Here is a 15,302-nt window from a genome sequence, read left to right as displayed (position 1 = left end):
CACCGCTTAAGCACCTAATTTTACAGTTTTCCGCCATCCACATCCACCCCTATGGGGTGGGGCGGATTTTTTAAAAAATTTTGCTCAGTAAATTGGCGATTGAAACAACGAGAGATATCCAAAGTAGAATTTGTATTACTTGCATAAATATATTTTTCTTGCTAAATAAATCATGCTCTACTTCTTTTTCAATCTCTTTTTGCTCTTGCTCTTGGTGTGGTTTTTTAATAACCGCATACACGCATATCAGCGATATGGCAAAAGCACCAACTCCAAAAATAAACGCCAGTGCTGATAAATTGACAGTTTCGCTCATGGTCGCCCCTATCACTTGTTAATTTTCGCAACATAACAGTATAACAGGGCTACCACCATTTTTGAAGTTTGAATATTTGTCGCCCTTCCACATCGCCCCTTTTGGGGCGGGGCGACTCTTTTTTACATAAGCTTAATAAAGGCAAAAAATGCCATGACAACAATTATGGTTTGCAAAAAGTTCATGGCTTCCCTACTGGGTCGCCTTCCAGTCACTTTCTTGTAGCCAAAAATCACGGCAACAAAAACAACAAGACCAAAAACCAACAACAAGGCAAATTTTTGGAACGGTTCTACCATTCTGGTTTGTAGCGTTTCGCTTAGTATAGGCTCGCTACTAGCAACCATTACCGCCTGTGTTTGTGTCTCTGTCTGTGGCTCGACGTATATCGGCTGTTGGTTTAAGAATTGATGATTTAATATGACTTCATTGTCATATTCGCTTTTCGGCATTACTTTGATGATTTTATCATCTCTGATAATTGCAATTTATTCACTCATGGTAACACTCTTTAATTTGGGTTTGCATTCTTATTATAGCAGTGTTACCGCCTTTTTTAATAGGTGCATTATGAACTTTGATGATGATTTTGATGATGACTTTGATGATGACTATTTAGACCATTCACCTGACAACTGGGATTGCATGGTTTGTGGCACAAGCATTCCTCCCAATAGTGAATTTGAACTCTGCGACAACTGCAAAGATGACAATTTAGAAGAAATTTACGGCGACCAAACACCTTGTAGATTCTGTGGCGAACCGCTAGGACATCAAGAATCATACAACGATTTTCATTTTGATTGTTGGATGACTTCCGATAAATGAATCATCAATCCTTTTAATCATTAATTTTGCTTTTTAAATTAATGATTAAAAGGATTCACGGGGGTTTGGGGGTGTAGCCCCCAAATGTTAAGAATATACCCTATGTTTAGTACGTTACTCCGCCCTGGATGCGTTAGGGATTGAAGCGGAAATATCTTTTAAACAAAGGATATATTTTTCTTAGATAAATTTCATTTCTCGGTAGAAAGAATGAAATTTTGCTTAGAAAAATAATACTTTGGCTTAAAAGGATTGAAGCGAAAAGCCCGACCCGTCAGGGGAACGCCCAAAAACAAAAAGCACAAAAACCGCTTATTTTGTTCCCCCAATATACAAAGAGTAGCGAAAACCAAACGAAAAACCCAAAGACAAGACAAAACCTAATACCCAAATTTTTGGGTTTACGCCTTATGTAATACGGCGTAAACAAAACTAACCACTGTACAAGACTTGGCACCGTACGTTACAAAACGTTTTAATGTGGAAAAACAAATGAACTCAACAATGCTAGAAACAATATCAACCGTGCAAGAGCAGATAATATTAATAGGCGGTGAAACGCACCTTTTGCCCTTACGTGTACCAACAAAAGGCGAATATGTGGTTATTGATGCCCTTAATATTGTCTGCTCCGTGGAAACATTTACAAATAAGCAAATGTATGAGCTTGGCACCACTGCCAAAGACTTGTTTAGATTGGACTTGGATAACGAACAAAAAGAACAACTAAATGGCATGGTCATCTCTGCCATGGCTTTGGACTTATCAGATATCTTTGGCGATATGTTTGGCATTATTATCCCAAAAAATGCTGGCATTCACTACTACAAACAAGGCTATACCGTTTATTCCCCCGAAAATGAGATTTTAGACCCTGCAAAGCCCGACACGAAGCCCGAAACACAACCCGAAACGAAGCCACAGCCAAAGCCTGTGCCTAGCCCAGAAACACAGCCACAGCCAAAGCCTGTGCCTAGCCCAAATCCACAGGACAGACCGCTACCACCTAAGGTTAATCCCATTGGCGTGGAAGAAAAAAAGCCCGATGAGGCTAACCCCGCTGATGAAAAACCTTTTGAACTTCCAGAGTTTTGCAAATGGGCTTCATGGTTTTGTGAAGGCGATATAGATAAAAAAGATACTGACATTGATATTGATGAAATGCCAATACCCACAAACTCAGTAAACATTAGTTTTGGTGGTTCATGCCCTACCCCCAAAAATTTTTCATTTTCTATTGGTGGTCGCTCCATGGTGTTTTCCATGTCTTTTGATCCAATTTGTAGGATTGCAACATCATTTGGCGGAATTGTTAAAATCATATCAACAATCATCGCCGCTTATATTCTAACGGGTATTAAATCATGAAATTTGCTGGCTTATCATCTCTTTTATCAAGGGTTTTAGACTCTTGGGGTTCAGGACTTCTAAAAAACGTTTTAACGGGCGCTGGTCTGACATTTGGTAGTACTGTTGTGATGACTTCACTGGTTAATAGCTATGTTGCTCGCATTCGTTCGGATATCAATTCTATACCTGATACCGTTCTTTCTTTGATGTCCATGTCTCAAATGGATTATGCTTTTTCGGTTATTTTATCTGCCATTGTTTCTCGTGCCGCCATGAATTCAGCTGGCATTTTTATTAAAAAGAAATAAAGGGCGGTGAGCGACGACAACGACGAAGGAGGCGGAGGAGCGAACCGCCCGCTAAATCATTTAACTTAATTTAATGTGGTGAATTATGATTACCTTAATTACTGGAACGCCCGGCTCTGGCAAAACTTTGTTTGCTGTTACAAAGATTTTAGAGTACGTTAAACAAAATCAAAAACTACTTGAACAGGGCAAAGAACCCCGCATGATTTACGCCAATATAGACGGCTTAAACATAGATGGAGTAGAACCTGCCCCCGTTGATTGGCGTGATACACCAGACGGTTCTGTGATATTTTATGATGAAATACAACAGCTAGAACCCTACAAAAAATCTCGTTATGATAATGAGATTTGTGATGCCCTGCAAATACACCGTCACACAGGGCATGATATTTTTGGCATTACTCAATTTCCTGTATTGCTACATCCTAATTTTAGGGCGGTTGTTGGTATGCACCATCATTTACATCGGGGGTGGGGTCTATCATCAGCGACCATTTTTAATTGGGCTTATTGTGTTGATTCCCCAAATGCTCCAAGCAATAAAAAGTTAGCCGAACACACCGAACGCTTTAATTATGATAAAAGCGTTTATAAGTACTATAAATCAGCAACCATTCACACCCACAAAAAACGCATTCCCAAAAACTTATTTTTTATTATTTTGGGTGTGATTTTATTTGGCTATTTTGCTGTCAAAATGCTATTTTTTAATGATAACTTTTTCTCTAAAATTTATGGTGTAGAACAAAAGTCTACCGAAAAAACACAGCAAGACGATGCCACAAATTCAACATTTTCATTATCAACTGATAGTCAAAACAATTCACAAAGTGAATCAATCACTCAAAATAACTATGAACATCATCAAGATGAATTACATAATCGTCGCTTGTTTTTATACCAAAGGGATTTGCCAGAAGATTACATCATCAGACGTCAAGACCCCATGTTACAAGTAAGGGGTGTTATGAAAATGGGCAATAACTGCATCGCCTATAATTCTTATGGCGACCGCATGACATTATCAAATAAAGAATGTCTAGATTACATCAATACTGGCAAAGTTTATCGTTCCGAAGGAAACGGTTTTAATAATACTACTTTTACAACGCCAACAGAAACATCAGATCAACAACAAATACCACCCAAAGAACCACAACAAACAACACAAGGAATCACAAGTACCGAAGAGTATTTATTTGCTGATAAATCAAAGACAGAACCTATTTTTAATCCATCTTAATCAGCTCTTGACTTATACCCCAATGGGGTATATAATGCACGTTAAATAGATTAGGATTTTCCCATGTTGCATTTTGCTGAAACATCATTATTCACTAAACAAATCATAGACTTAATGGATGATGACGAGTACAGACTATTACAAACAAACTTGATGAAAAACCCACATCAAGGCGACATTGTTCGTGGTACTGGCGGAGTACGCAAAACAAGATGGTCAATTGATGGCAAGGGCAAAAGTGGTGGCAGTCGCATCATTTACTTTTTTGTTGATGGTGCTGGCATTTTCTTTATGCTCTTGGCTTATCCTAAATCAAAACAAACAACGCTATCGGCGGATGAGAAAAAAGAAATGCTCAAACTAACCACCGCAATTAAGGAGATTTACCGTGCAAAATGAGTTTTACGATGATTTAAAAGCCTCATTGACTGAGGCTCTGGCAATCGCTAAGGGCGAAATTTCCCCAAGTCGTACATTCACTTATGAACGCCCAAACATCAAAGATATTCGGGCAAAAACAGGGCTATCACAAACCCAGTTCGCCCAGAAGCTACACATAAGCCCTAAAACGCTTAAAAACTGGGAACAGGGCATTAGAACGCCAACAGGTCCAGCCATTACCCTAATTAGATTACTTGACAAAAACCCTGATTTAATTAGCATGGCATAAATTACCCTGTGTTGCGGTGTAATGTCGCACCGCAACATAAGGTAAAAACATGAACTTTGAAAAATTATCCGACATCATCAAATACTATCAAGAATACCACTTGACTAAGTACAAATACACTTACAGACTGGCTCTGTTAGCCCCATTTGATGATTATCCCTTATCCACCCTAAAACGTGCTGACGTTAAAAAATGGGCATTAGAACGCCAAAAACAGGTATCTAACGCAACGGTTAATAAAGAAATCGGCTTTTGTCGCTCTGCAATAAACCTAGTCTCAAAAGATTTTGAGATTACGTTAAATAACCCATTTGCCAACGTCAAATATGTGGAAGCCGACACAATCCCAAACTACCTAAGCCCCCAAGAGTACGAAAAACTACTAACCGCAAGCCTAGAATTTGACAACACAGACTTGCATGACTTCATCACACTACTTGTCATGACTGGTTGCCGTCAATCCGAAGTATTAACCCTAAAATGGGCAAACGTACACCTGGAAAAACGCCAATTCATCGTTAGAAATACGCTCAGTAAATCAAGACGCACCATGTATAAGTATCTCAATGATACAGCTTACAACGTACTAAAACACCGCCAAGCCAACAAACAAGGCGATTACGTTTTTACCAACCCCAAAACCGGCGAAAATATCAAGTCCTTTAACAAAGGCTGGCAACTTTGTAAAAAGCGTGCTGGCATTAACTGCCGTATGCACGACCTACGCCACACCTACGCAAGTTGGCTTGTTCAAAAAGGCGTGCCAATTTACACTGTCAAAGAGTTATTAGGGCATGGCGACATCGCAAGCACCCAGCGTTATGCACATCTTGACTACTCTACCAAGCTACAAGCGGTTGATTTAATCGGCTAATCACAAAAAACGGTACTAAAAAGTACCGTTTTTTTCCACTCTCCGAAGCCGAAATCCATTGGTGCGAATGTCATGGCATTGGTGCGGTTGAGTATAAAATCAAAAGGTTACTATCATGAAATGGTTATTGTGCATTAATAATAAAGACTACCCTGCCAGTTTGGAAGTTATGAAACTTTACAAACAGCTAGACGACCCAACCGCAGAGCAGTTGGGCATGGTGCGAATCATCGATGAAAGCGGGGAAGATTATCTGTATGCCAATTCCCTATTTATCCAAGTGCCTACTGTCTTTGGCAATTACATAGACATGGCTTTATCCGTCTAGTGCCGGACTTATTGAGTTGCCAAGCAACCTTGCAAAGCGTTAAATCTGCCGATACACTTCATCAAACGGCACACGAAACCGCTCGCCCCATACGCCCTGCTCGCTACGCACACCGCACGACACCACCATATTAATCTCGGCTATGGCAGGCAGTCTAAGCAGGGTCTTTATCATCGCCCCGTCAAAGCCTTCCATAGGGCAAGTATCAAGCCCACGCTCACTCATGGCAAGCATGAACGTCTGAGCGACCAGTCCACAGCTTTTGTGCATGACGATACGAATGTCATCTTTTGAGACGTCCTTTTGCATGGGGCGAACCTTTGAGATGGCACACGCCACGCCCTTTCTTGCCGTCCCCACCAGTGGCACATCTTGGGTGTAGAGCAGGGGCATGAGACGATTATAATAATGGTCAAATTTTTTAATACGCCTGTCCACCTTATGAACAGGGCTGTATGTACGTACGTTTTCACGCTCAAAGGCAAACACCGATGTGGCACGCTGTCTGTGCAAATCAGGACGAATCACGAACACCACCATTTGGTCAGCGGTCGTGGCAGAGCTTTGGGATAGGCAGGCTTTAGCAAGTGTGGCGAGTGTGGCTTTATCGGTGATGTGGTAGCACTCGTACAGTTGCATGTTAGAGCTGGTCGGGGCAAGCGTGGCAAGGGCTAGGCAGTCCTTGACGATGTTGGGGTCAATGGGCGTGGGTAGGTACTCACGCACGGCACGGCGATGGTGCAAGATGTCAGATAGGCTCATAATCTATGTCGGTTGGGTGTGAAACAACTATTATAGCATGGCTGGTGCGGTGATGATTGGCATTTTTGCATAAAAATTTTGCATAAAAAGGGCGAATTTATTCCGCCCTAATATTTTTAAACATTTTTACAAACGCATCTCGCCCTACATCCAGTCCCTATCCGCTACTTCTTCGGTATTACTTAGCAGACGAGTCACCAACACTTGGTCAATCTTATAATGGTCAATGTCCACCACTTCAAATTTTAGATTTTCATGCACGACAAAATCGGCAGGACGTGGGATTTTTCGCAAGCGATACATGATAAAGCCCGCCAACGTCTCATAATGATCCCAATCTTCAAACTCCACCACATCAAGGGCGTGCTTGACATCATCGATGGGCGTGCTACCGTCAATGAGCCATGAATTTTCATCACGGCGGATAATCTGCTGTTCTTCCTCGATGGGCGACCCCCAGTCCCCCATGACCGTCATCATGATGTCGGACAATGTAATGACCCCGACCACCCATGCATATTCGTTGATGACGACCGCAAATTTTTCTTTACTGGCACGAAATTTATCCAAAAGCTCAGACAAAGTGAGCGTATCAGGGATAATCAGCACGTTACGAATGGTACTCTCGTTAAGCTGTACAAAAGATTGGTTGTTGAGTAGCCTTACCAAAATGTCTTTGGTGTCCACATAGCCGATGACTTGGTCAATGGTCTCATTGCACACCAAAAATTTGGAATACGGAAACTCAGCTATCTTTTGTCGCATGGACTCTTCGGACTCGCCCAGCGTAAAATACACCACATCTTCACGCACGGTCATCGATGACGGTACGGTACGCTCTTCTAGCTCAAAGACATTTTCAATAAAATGCTGTTCTTGCTGTAACACCACGCCTGCCTCCGCCCCTGCATCCATAATGGCAGAGACGTCATCAAAGGTAATGCTCTCTTCTCGCACGGTGTTGATTTTGAACAGGCGAAACGTGGCGTTGGCAATGCCATTGATAATCCACACAAGCGGTTTGACCACCTTGATGACCACGAGCATGGGATTGATGACTGCTAGGGCGACCTTTTCGGGGTTTATCATGGCAATGCGTTTGGGAATCAAATCAGCATATAGGATAAAGATGAGCGTTACCACCGCAAAACTCGTAAAAAACGCAATACTCTCTGTCCACTGCCCTTGATAAAACTGTCCGATAAACTGGGCAAAATAAGGACGAAGCGCCCCTTCACCCACCGAACCACCAAGGATAGCGACTGCGTTTAGGCCTATTTGGCTGGTGGCAAAGAAGTCCGCCGAATTTTCTTGCAAGTGCATGATTTTATCAGCACGATTATCGCCTCCTTCGGAGATGAGTTTTAGTTTCAATTTTCTTGCCCCTGCTAAGGCAATCTCAGAAATTGAAAAAAAACTTGATACTAATATCAATATGGCGATTAAAAATAAATGTTGTAATAAATCCATGTGAATGCTCAAAATGTTTTAATGTTTTGTAGTAGTTTATCAATTTTCGTTTAAATTTCAAGTACAAAGACGTACGCCCACAAAAAAGGGCGAACACTCGCCCCTGATGTTATTTGGGTTGGCAATGTATCACTTGCCCTTTTACCCCGCTTGCCATGTCGGTCATGAGATACACATAGGCAGGCATGATGTCTTCGGGCGTTTTTAGGGTCAAAGGATTCTCCCCTGGAAAGGCGTGGGCTCTCATGTTGGTGCGAGTCGCCCCTGGATTGATACAGTTAAACCGCAAGGCGGTGTGGTTTTTGGTCTCTTCGGTAAAAATGGTACTCATGCCTTCTATCATCTGCTTAGATAAGGCATACGCCCCCCAAAAGGGTCGCACTTTTGCCACGCCAGAGCTTGTGAACACCACCGAGCCACTGGGGGCAGAGACAAGTAGCGGAAATAGGGCTTGGGTAAGCATAAACACGGCTGTGGCATTGACGTGCATGACCTGCTCAAAGGTAATAGGGTCGTACATTTCAAGTGGGGTCAATGCCCCAAGCACACCTGCATTATGTAGCACGCCGTCAAGCCTGCCAAACTCTTTTTGAATTAGGGTTGCAAGCTCATTCATCTGGGCAAAGCTCGCCTTTTCTAAATCCATGGGCAAAATGGCAGGCATGGCAAGCCCCAAACTCTCTATCTCATCATAGACCGCTTCTAGTTTGGACTCTGTTTTGCCAAGCAGGAGTACAGTCGCCCCACATTTGGCATAGGTTAGGCTTGCCACTTTGCCAATGCCGTCCCCTGCCCCTGTTACTAGAATAATCTTGTCGGATAGGCTGTCGGCGGTCGGGGTATAGTTTAAAATGTCTTGTGTCGTCATGGTTGGGTGCTGATTTTTTTATTAAGTAAAAATTAAAATATGGTTAAATTTAAATAATTTTATACTTGCTTAACTTCAAAATATACCACCGTAGGAGTGTACTAGTTTTACCAACGGGCGTGGAAAGCCCACCCCTACAAGCCTGTGGCAAATATTAAGTTCATTAAATACATTTCTTATTTAAAAGGTGTGTGGCACGCATATTTTATCAATGAAAAATTAAAAGCGGTTAAATTTAAATCATTTTAAAATTGGCATTGTCAAATTGGCAACGGCTTAAACCAACCCCAACACCAACCGCCTCAATTCATCAGGCGTATCCACCACCTTATCCGCCCCCCACTCATGGGGATTTTCATCAGGGACAATATAGCCAAACCCCACCGCCACCGTCATCATGCCAGATGCTCGCCCTGCCTGTATGTCTCTGATGTGGTCGCCCACATAAATGCAATTTTTGGGGTCTATGTTTAGCTTTTTGCACGCCAAAAACATCGGCTCTGGGTCGGGTTTGGTGTTTGCCACATCATCAGGGCAAACAAGCACCGCACAGCGTTTGGCTAGGTCTAATTTATCCAGAAGCTGTTCTGCTAAATATCTAGGTTTGTTGGTAACAATGCCCCACGCCACGCCTTTATTTTCTAAGGTGTCAAGTAGACTGTCCAAGCCGTCAAACAGTCGGCTATCCACACAAATGTCCTGCTCGTACAAATCCAAAAACTCTTGACGATAGGCAAGCATTCGCTCGTCCGTGTCCGCCACGTTCATGAGCTCATCGCCAAACATCAAACGCACCATTGCCCTAGCCCCTGCCGAGACCTGCTCACGAATGGCGGTATCAGTGGGGCAAGGGTGATTGTGCTTGGCACACATGAGCTTGATGATACGGATAAAATCAGGGGCGGTGTCGATGAGCGTGCCGTCTAAGTCAAATAAAACCGCATTTAGCTTTGTTGTGCTTGTCATGTCAGCCCACCGCCTTTGGGCTTTGACCCTTGACAAACGACATCATGTAGTTTACGTCCACATTACTGTCGGAGAGCCAAAACCGCTTGTTTAAGGGGTTGTAGTGTAGCCCTGTCATGTTATCACGGGCAAATCCTGCCCTGATAGCCATGTCATCAAGCTCGGCAGGCGTGATGAATTTGTTAAAATCGTGCGTGCCTTTATCCACAAGGCGTAGCACATACTCCGCCCCCACAATGGCAAATAGGTAGGATTTGGGGTTACGGTTAATCGTGGACGTTACAAACACGCCATTGGGCTTTAATAAGGCAAAGCACGCACGCACAATCGCAGACGGGTCAGGGACGTGTTCTAACATCTCCATGCACGTTACGACGTCATACATCCCCGCCTGCTCGCTAGCAAGCTCTTCTATCGCCACACAGCGAAAGGCAAGCGTGTCGGTCATGCCTGTCCGCTCGGCATGAATCTGCCCTGCTTGCAGGTTTTGCTCCCCCAAATCCACACCCAGCACGTCCGCCCCACGCACCGCCATAGAATGCGACAAAATACCGCCACCACAGCCCACGTCCAGCACCTTTTTGCCGTTTAATCTTGAGCCAAAAAAGGCGCACGTTTGGTCTTCTATCCAGTCAAGGCGTAAGGGGTTAATGTCGTGCAAGGACTTAAACGCCCCTTGTCTATCCCACCATTCATCGGCAAGGCGGGTGAATTTGCCAATTTCATCAAAGTCGGCATTGTGGGCGGTGTGTGCGGTCATGAGCTATCCCAAGTGATAAATTGGCTTATCTTACCATTTTTAGCGATTTTTAACCACTTTTTCCCTTGCTTTTCATACAGATTTTGGCAAATTTTGTGTTGTTCATTTAAAAATGCTTAAATTTTAGGCATATTTCATAAAAATTTACATAATACAACGTTTGATTAAGAATTCTATTACCCAATTTTGGCAAAAATAAGTTAAACTATGCGATATTTTTATTTACCCATATTTGGTTTTACCAAAACGATTTGTTGGCACTGTGCCAATCTAGGATTTTTTATGAAAAACACCCTTAAATTCACCGCCCTTGCGTTAGCGGTTGGTCTATCTGGCATGGCTCATGCCAATTTTGTTGAAGGTCAAGACTACAAAGTCCTGCCCAATCCTGAGAAAATCGCTGGCGATGTCATCGTGGTGCGTGAGTTCTTTTGGTATGGTTGTCCGCATTGTTACAGCTTAGAGCCACACATGCAAAAATGGGCAAAAACCCGTGCCAAAGACGTGGCGTTTTTCCGCACGCCTGCCGCCATGAACCCTGTGTGGGAAGTGCCTGCCCGTGGTTTTTATGCCGCCCAAATTATGGGTTATGAAGAAAAAACCCACCAAGCCCTATTTGACGCGATTCACAAAGACGGCAAACGTGTGGACAGATCCAAAGAAACCCTTGCCGACTGGTATGCCACCCAAGGCGTGGACAAAACCAAGTTTAATACCACTTACGACTCATTTGCCGTTACCACCAAACTAGAACGCTCAAAAGCAGGGGCGAAAAACTATCAGCTCACTGGCGTGCCTGCCGTTGTCGTGCATGGTAAATATGTGGTTGCAGGCGATGATGCCAAAGTTACCCAAGTGGTTGATTTTCTTATCAATAAAGTGCGTGAAGAGAAAAAATAATCAGCTTGCTCATACAGTCCGTGCCATGATTGGTGCGGACTTTTTTATGTCTTTTTATCATCGTTTAACTTCAAAATACACCACCAAAAGGCGTGGAAAGCACGCTCCCACAAAGGTATTTTTCAATATTTAGCATTGGTGCAAATTGGGGTTAATTTACTATAATTACTCCCCCCTTAACAGCTCGCCAAACACCCCCAAACTCTCTCCAAACTCGTCCACCTTTTCGTTGTCTAGCTCCACGCTCATCACGACATGGTGAGCATAGTCTACCCCTAAAATCTCGCCACCAGCCTGCCCGACCAGATAGCGGATTTGGACTTCGTGGGCGAAGGTGGTGGCGACTTTGACCTGTGATTTTGACACAAATGGCACAAGGATCATCTTATCTACCACCAGCTGCGTGGCGGTAGCGTAAGCTCGTGTCAGCCCACCTGCCCCAAGTTTGATGCCACCAAAATACCGCACGACCACCACAAGCAAATCGCCAATTGCCTTGTGTTGCAACACATTTAAAATCGGTCTGCCTGCCGTGCCACCTGGTTCGCCGTCATCGTCAAAACCTGCGTGCGTGGTGTTGTGTGGGTCGCCGATAATATAACCATAACAAACATGGCGAGCATCTGGGTAGGTGGTTCGCAGTTGTTCCACGTGGAACATTAATTGTTCACGGCTATCAATCGGATAGGCAAAGGCAAGAAATTCGCTTTTTTTGATTTCATAAACCGCTTGGCAAGGGGCGGATAAGGTATGGTAGGTCATGCGAAAATTTTCTAAAAATGTATAAGTATGATACACTAAACACCGTTATTTTTAAACTAAAACACCTAAGACCAAACAATGAGGCTGGACAAATTTTTAAGTAAAGCCACTGAACTCTCCCGCAGTGAATGCAAAAAAATCCTGCACCGTGGCGAGATTACGGTAAACGATAAAGTCATCAAAGACGGTAGCGTACATATCAATGCCGATGATGAAGTGCTGTGGGCGGGCGAGCCGTTGTCGGTGGCGGACGGTAGCCGTTATATTTTGCTCTATAAGCCAGACGGCTTTGAATGCACTCTAAAAGCCAAAGAATACCCCATTGTTACCGAGCTGATTGCCGTGCCAGAAGTGGCAAGTTTGCGGATTGCAGGACGGCTTGACGTGGACACCACAGGAGCGTTACTTCTATCCGATGACGGAGCGTGGCTACACCGAGTTACCAGTCCCAAGCGTCATCAGCCCAAACGCTATGAGATTACGCTTGCCGACCCGATGACCCCAGACGAGCAAGCCTATGCCATAAAACAAGTGGCAAACGGCATTTTGTTAGAAGGTGATACCGAAAAAACTCGCCCTGCCGAGCTGTTATTTACAGATGAGACGCACGCCACGCTTATCTTGACCGAAGGTAAATATCATCAGGTCAAACGCATGATGGCGTATTTTGGCAATAAAGTCATCGAGCTACACCGAGCAAGCATTGGCACGATTACGCTAGATGGGCTTGAGATGGGCGAGAGTCGCTTTTTGAGTGATGATGAGATTGGGCAGTTTTGATTAATTTGGGCGGATTGGTGTGTTTATTTGAGCAATAAATCACCGCCCCAATTTTTATGGATTTTTGCCAATCATACTTTACTGCCCAACCTTGTCAGATTGTGGGGAAGTTGTAAACGGCTCTCGCTCGCTTAGATTTTGGGGTATAATCTATGCCAAATCATTTTGGGATAAACCATGAAAACATTTAGCACGTTACTTACCCTAAGCCTTGCCATCACAACTGCCACCATCAGTCTGCCAAGCACCGCCCAGACACCCACCCCCATTACCGCAAGTGACAACCAACTCATCAAACAAACCCTACGCCAAATCGGACTTGCCACACCCGTTCGCACCATCACCCCGACAGGCATTGGCGAGCTTTTGATGGTAACGCTGACCACGGGCGAGAGTCTGCTTATCACGCCTGACGCTCGCTATGTGATTAACGCCACCGCCGAACCGAACCCCAGCACCATTCACGCCATCGACCCTACCATCATGAGCGATAAGCCCACAGGCACCCCGATAGACGAAGACCATAAAATCGCCCTGCTTGCCAACATGAACGCCCTGCCCCTAGTCACCCCTGACACCGTGTTTTTTCACACGAGTATCAAGGGCTTGCTTTGGGCGGTTGCCCAAAATGGCACGCCATTTTTGGTCAGTGCAGACGCTCGTTATGTCATCGGGGGTGATGTCAGCGTGATTGCCAACGTCAAACTTGGCGGACTTGACACCGCCTTTGAGACTGCCAAAAACCGCCACACGCTCGCCACCTTAGACCCTGCCAACCTGACCATCTATCCTGCCAAAGACGAGCGAGCGGTCGTCTATGTCGCCACCGACATCAACTGCCCCTACTGCAAGATACTTCACAAAAACATTCCCAATCTTACCGCCAAAGGCATTACCGTCAAGGTCATCGGCTATCCTGTCTATGATGAGTCGCCTAAGCCCATGCGACAAATCTGGTGCGAGCGTGATAACGCCAAGCGCGCCAAGCTCCTAGACCTTGCCATGAAAGGGGTCAAGGCAGGCAACCAATGCGGTAATGACGACAACCATCTGTCATCCAACATCGCCAAAGTCCGCCCCCTTGCCATCATCGCCACCCCTGCCGTCTATGGTGAAAATGGCGAGTTGTTTGAAGGCAACGTGGCAAATGATGAATTGGTCAAGTTTTTGACAGCAAAGTAGGGCATGCCTGCCCTTTATAATACTATTTACAATATAGAAATATTTTAGAAATAAATAAACTGTTTTTGCATGAAAATGGCTATCCGACCACTTAATTTTAAAAGTTAAGTTAAAATTTTAAAAATTTACCTGATTGAAGTGGTCGGATTGTTTTTCTTCCTTCGTCAAAAGCTCGTTTGATAGAACGACTATCAAACGAGCTTTTTCCTTGAAAAACGAGCGATTTTTCGTGATTTTCATTGCAAATACAAAAAGCAGGCATGCCCTAGTATTGTCTTGACAAATATTTTTAAAATCGCTATATTAAAAATCATTTTCGTTTTTAAGGACAAAACCATGACCCACTTCATCACCTGCGACTTACTGGACGACAACGAAGATAAAGCCATTCACGTCATACCACCCATGATAGACAGCAAATCGTTCAGGCATTATGGCGGTATCACAACCTTTGGCGGGCAAGCCGTTACGGTCAAATGCTTTGAGGATAACTCTCGTGTCAAAGAACTGCTCGCCACAGACGGACAAGGCAAAATCCTAGTCGTGGACGGTGGTGCATCCCTACGCTATGCGTTAATGGGCGACATGATTGCCAAATCGGCTGTGGATAACGGCTGGGCAGGGGTCATCATCTGTGGCTGTGTGCGAGACGTGGACGAGATTGCCAAGATGAGTCTTGGCGTGCTAGCCTTAGCAAGCACACCCAAAAAGAGCGTAAGAAAGGGCGTGGGCGAGACAGGTCTGGCGATTGTGATTGGTGGGGTGGTCGTCCATGACGGCGATTGGGTCTATGCCGATAATAATGGCGTGATTGTGAGTGGGGAGAGATTGGTTTAGGTTGGGGCTAAATGGGTTGGGTTTTAATTTAACCCACAATTCCATTTATCAAACCCAATTTAGGCAGGTTATCAGGGTAAATCACATTTACCCTA

The 15,302-nt window shown here is 44.2% G+C and carries 20 protein-coding genes; 12 read left to right on the top strand and 8 right to left on the bottom strand.

The window, feature by feature from the left end:
* Positions 1-70: 70 nt before the first annotated feature.
* Both LP107_RS00520 and LP107_RS00515 read right to left on the bottom strand, forming a co-directional pair.
* Positions 71-316, bottom strand: coding sequence for a hypothetical protein (locus tag LP107_RS00520; RefSeq protein WP_078274709.1), 246 nt, complete (start codon positions 314-316; stop codon positions 71-73).
* A gap of 122 nt (positions 317-438) precedes the next feature.
* Positions 439-768: a hypothetical protein gene (locus LP107_RS00515; RefSeq protein ID WP_264676042.1), complete on the bottom strand. Its 330-nt coding sequence runs from the start codon at positions 766-768 to the stop codon at positions 439-441.
* 118 nt (positions 769-886) lie between these two features.
* On the opposite strand from LP107_RS00515, the gene LP107_RS00510 reads away from it, so the two are divergent.
* The 8 genes from LP107_RS00510 (at position 887) to LP107_RS00475 (ending at position 5,920) form a co-directional block, all read left to right on the top strand.
* Entirely contained in the window at positions 887-1,144 is a 258-nt protein-coding gene (locus tag LP107_RS00510) for a hypothetical protein (RefSeq protein ID WP_112741693.1), read from the top strand.
* 492 nt (positions 1,145-1,636) lie between these two features.
* Positions 1,637-2,512: a virulence factor TspB C-terminal domain-related protein gene (locus tag LP107_RS00505; RefSeq protein ID WP_162860331.1), complete on the top strand. Its 876-nt coding sequence runs from the start codon at positions 1,637-1,639 to the stop codon at positions 2,510-2,512.
* A complete protein-coding gene (locus LP107_RS00500; protein ID WP_078274720.1) occupies positions 2,509-2,802 on the top strand; it encodes a DUF2523 family protein in 294 nt (97 codons plus the stop codon). Before LP107_RS00505 ends, LP107_RS00500 begins: the two co-directional genes overlap by 4 nt.
* Positions 2,803-2,887: 85 nt before the next feature.
* A complete protein-coding gene (locus LP107_RS00495) occupies positions 2,888-4,048 on the top strand; it encodes a zonular occludens toxin domain-containing protein (protein ID WP_078274721.1) in 1,161 nt (386 codons plus the stop codon).
* 63 nt (positions 4,049-4,111) lie between these two features.
* Positions 4,112-4,447 (top strand): type II toxin-antitoxin system RelE/ParE family toxin, encoded by a 336-nt coding sequence (locus LP107_RS00490; protein WP_228157738.1) that lies wholly within the window; start codon positions 4,112-4,114, stop codon positions 4,445-4,447.
* Positions 4,437-4,718 carry a NadS family protein gene (gene nadS, locus LP107_RS00485; protein ID WP_078274722.1) on the top strand — a complete coding sequence of 94 codons (282 nt, stop codon included), beginning with the start codon at positions 4,437-4,439 and terminating at the stop codon, positions 4,716-4,718. Before LP107_RS00490 ends, nadS begins: the two co-directional genes overlap by 11 nt.
* 49 nt (positions 4,719-4,767) lie before the next feature.
* The gene (locus tag LP107_RS00480) at positions 4,768-5,592 is read left to right on the top strand and encodes a tyrosine-type recombinase/integrase (RefSeq protein WP_078274723.1); all 825 of its coding nucleotides are present in this window, start codon (positions 4,768-4,770) and stop codon (positions 5,590-5,592) included.
* A gap of 115 nt (positions 5,593-5,707) precedes the next feature.
* Positions 5,708-5,920 carry a hypothetical protein gene (locus LP107_RS00475; protein ID WP_078274724.1) on the top strand — a complete coding sequence of 71 codons (213 nt, stop codon included), beginning with the start codon at positions 5,708-5,710 and terminating at the stop codon, positions 5,918-5,920.
* Between the two features lie 39 nt (positions 5,921-5,959).
* Here LP107_RS00475 and LP107_RS00470 read toward each other — a convergent pair whose 3' ends face one another.
* The 5 genes from LP107_RS00470 to ubiG all read right to left on the bottom strand — a co-directional run bounded on the left by LP107_RS00470 (position 5,960) and on the right by ubiG (position 10,746).
* Positions 5,960-6,682: a nitroreductase family protein gene (locus tag LP107_RS00470; protein ID WP_029103568.1), complete on the bottom strand. Its 723-nt coding sequence runs from the start codon at positions 6,680-6,682 to the stop codon at positions 5,960-5,962.
* Positions 6,683-6,826: 144 nt separating this feature from the next.
* Entirely contained in the window at positions 6,827-8,152 is a 1,326-nt protein-coding gene (gene paeA / locus LP107_RS00465; protein ID WP_112741690.1) for a polyamine export protein PaeA, read from the bottom strand.
* 109 nt (positions 8,153-8,261) lie between these two features.
* Positions 8,262-9,020, bottom strand: a complete 759-nt coding sequence (locus tag LP107_RS00460) for a YciK family oxidoreductase (protein ID WP_078274726.1) — start codon at positions 9,018-9,020, stop codon at positions 8,262-8,264.
* Between the two features lie 276 nt (positions 9,021-9,296).
* Entirely contained in the window at positions 9,297-9,986 is a 690-nt protein-coding gene (locus LP107_RS00455; protein ID WP_079323962.1) for an HAD family hydrolase, read from the bottom strand.
* A gap of 1 nt (position 9,987) precedes the next feature.
* Positions 9,988-10,746, bottom strand: coding sequence for a bifunctional 2-polyprenyl-6-hydroxyphenol methylase/3-demethylubiquinol 3-O-methyltransferase UbiG (gene ubiG, locus LP107_RS00450; RefSeq protein ID WP_078274728.1), 759 nt, complete (start codon positions 10,744-10,746; stop codon positions 9,988-9,990).
* A 282-nt stretch (positions 10,747-11,028) separates the two neighbouring features.
* Between ubiG and LP107_RS00445 the strand changes: the two genes are divergently transcribed.
* Positions 11,029-11,646: a thiol:disulfide interchange protein DsbA/DsbL gene (locus LP107_RS00445; protein ID WP_078274729.1), complete on the top strand. Its 618-nt coding sequence runs from the start codon at positions 11,029-11,031 to the stop codon at positions 11,644-11,646.
* Positions 11,647-11,811: 165 nt separating this feature from the next.
* On the opposite strand, the gene LP107_RS00440 is transcribed toward LP107_RS00445, so the two are convergent.
* Positions 11,812-12,408, bottom strand: coding sequence for an IMPACT family protein (locus LP107_RS00440; RefSeq protein WP_264676043.1), 597 nt, complete (start codon positions 12,406-12,408; stop codon positions 11,812-11,814).
* Between the two features lie 78 nt (positions 12,409-12,486).
* Between LP107_RS00440 and LP107_RS00435 the strand changes: the two genes are divergently transcribed.
* The 3 genes from LP107_RS00435 (at position 12,487) to rraA (ending at position 15,207) form a co-directional block, all read left to right on the top strand.
* A complete protein-coding gene (locus LP107_RS00435) occupies positions 12,487-13,188 on the top strand; it encodes a pseudouridine synthase (protein ID WP_078274731.1) in 702 nt (233 codons plus the stop codon).
* 177 nt (positions 13,189-13,365) lie between these two features.
* Positions 13,366-14,370 (top strand): DsbC family protein, encoded by a 1,005-nt coding sequence (locus LP107_RS00430; protein WP_264676044.1) that lies wholly within the window; start codon positions 13,366-13,368, stop codon positions 14,368-14,370.
* Positions 14,371-14,706: 336 nt separating this feature from the next.
* Positions 14,707-15,207: a ribonuclease E activity regulator RraA gene (rraA, locus tag LP107_RS00425; RefSeq protein ID WP_078274733.1), complete on the top strand. Its 501-nt coding sequence runs from the start codon at positions 14,707-14,709 to the stop codon at positions 15,205-15,207.
* Positions 15,208-15,302: the final 95 nt, after the last annotated feature.

It is taken from the genome of Moraxella bovis (assembly GCF_025985205.1).
Taxonomy (GTDB): domain Bacteria; phylum Pseudomonadota; class Gammaproteobacteria; order Pseudomonadales; family Moraxellaceae; genus Moraxella; species Moraxella bovis.
This window is presented reverse-complemented; position numbering and strand designations above follow the sequence as displayed.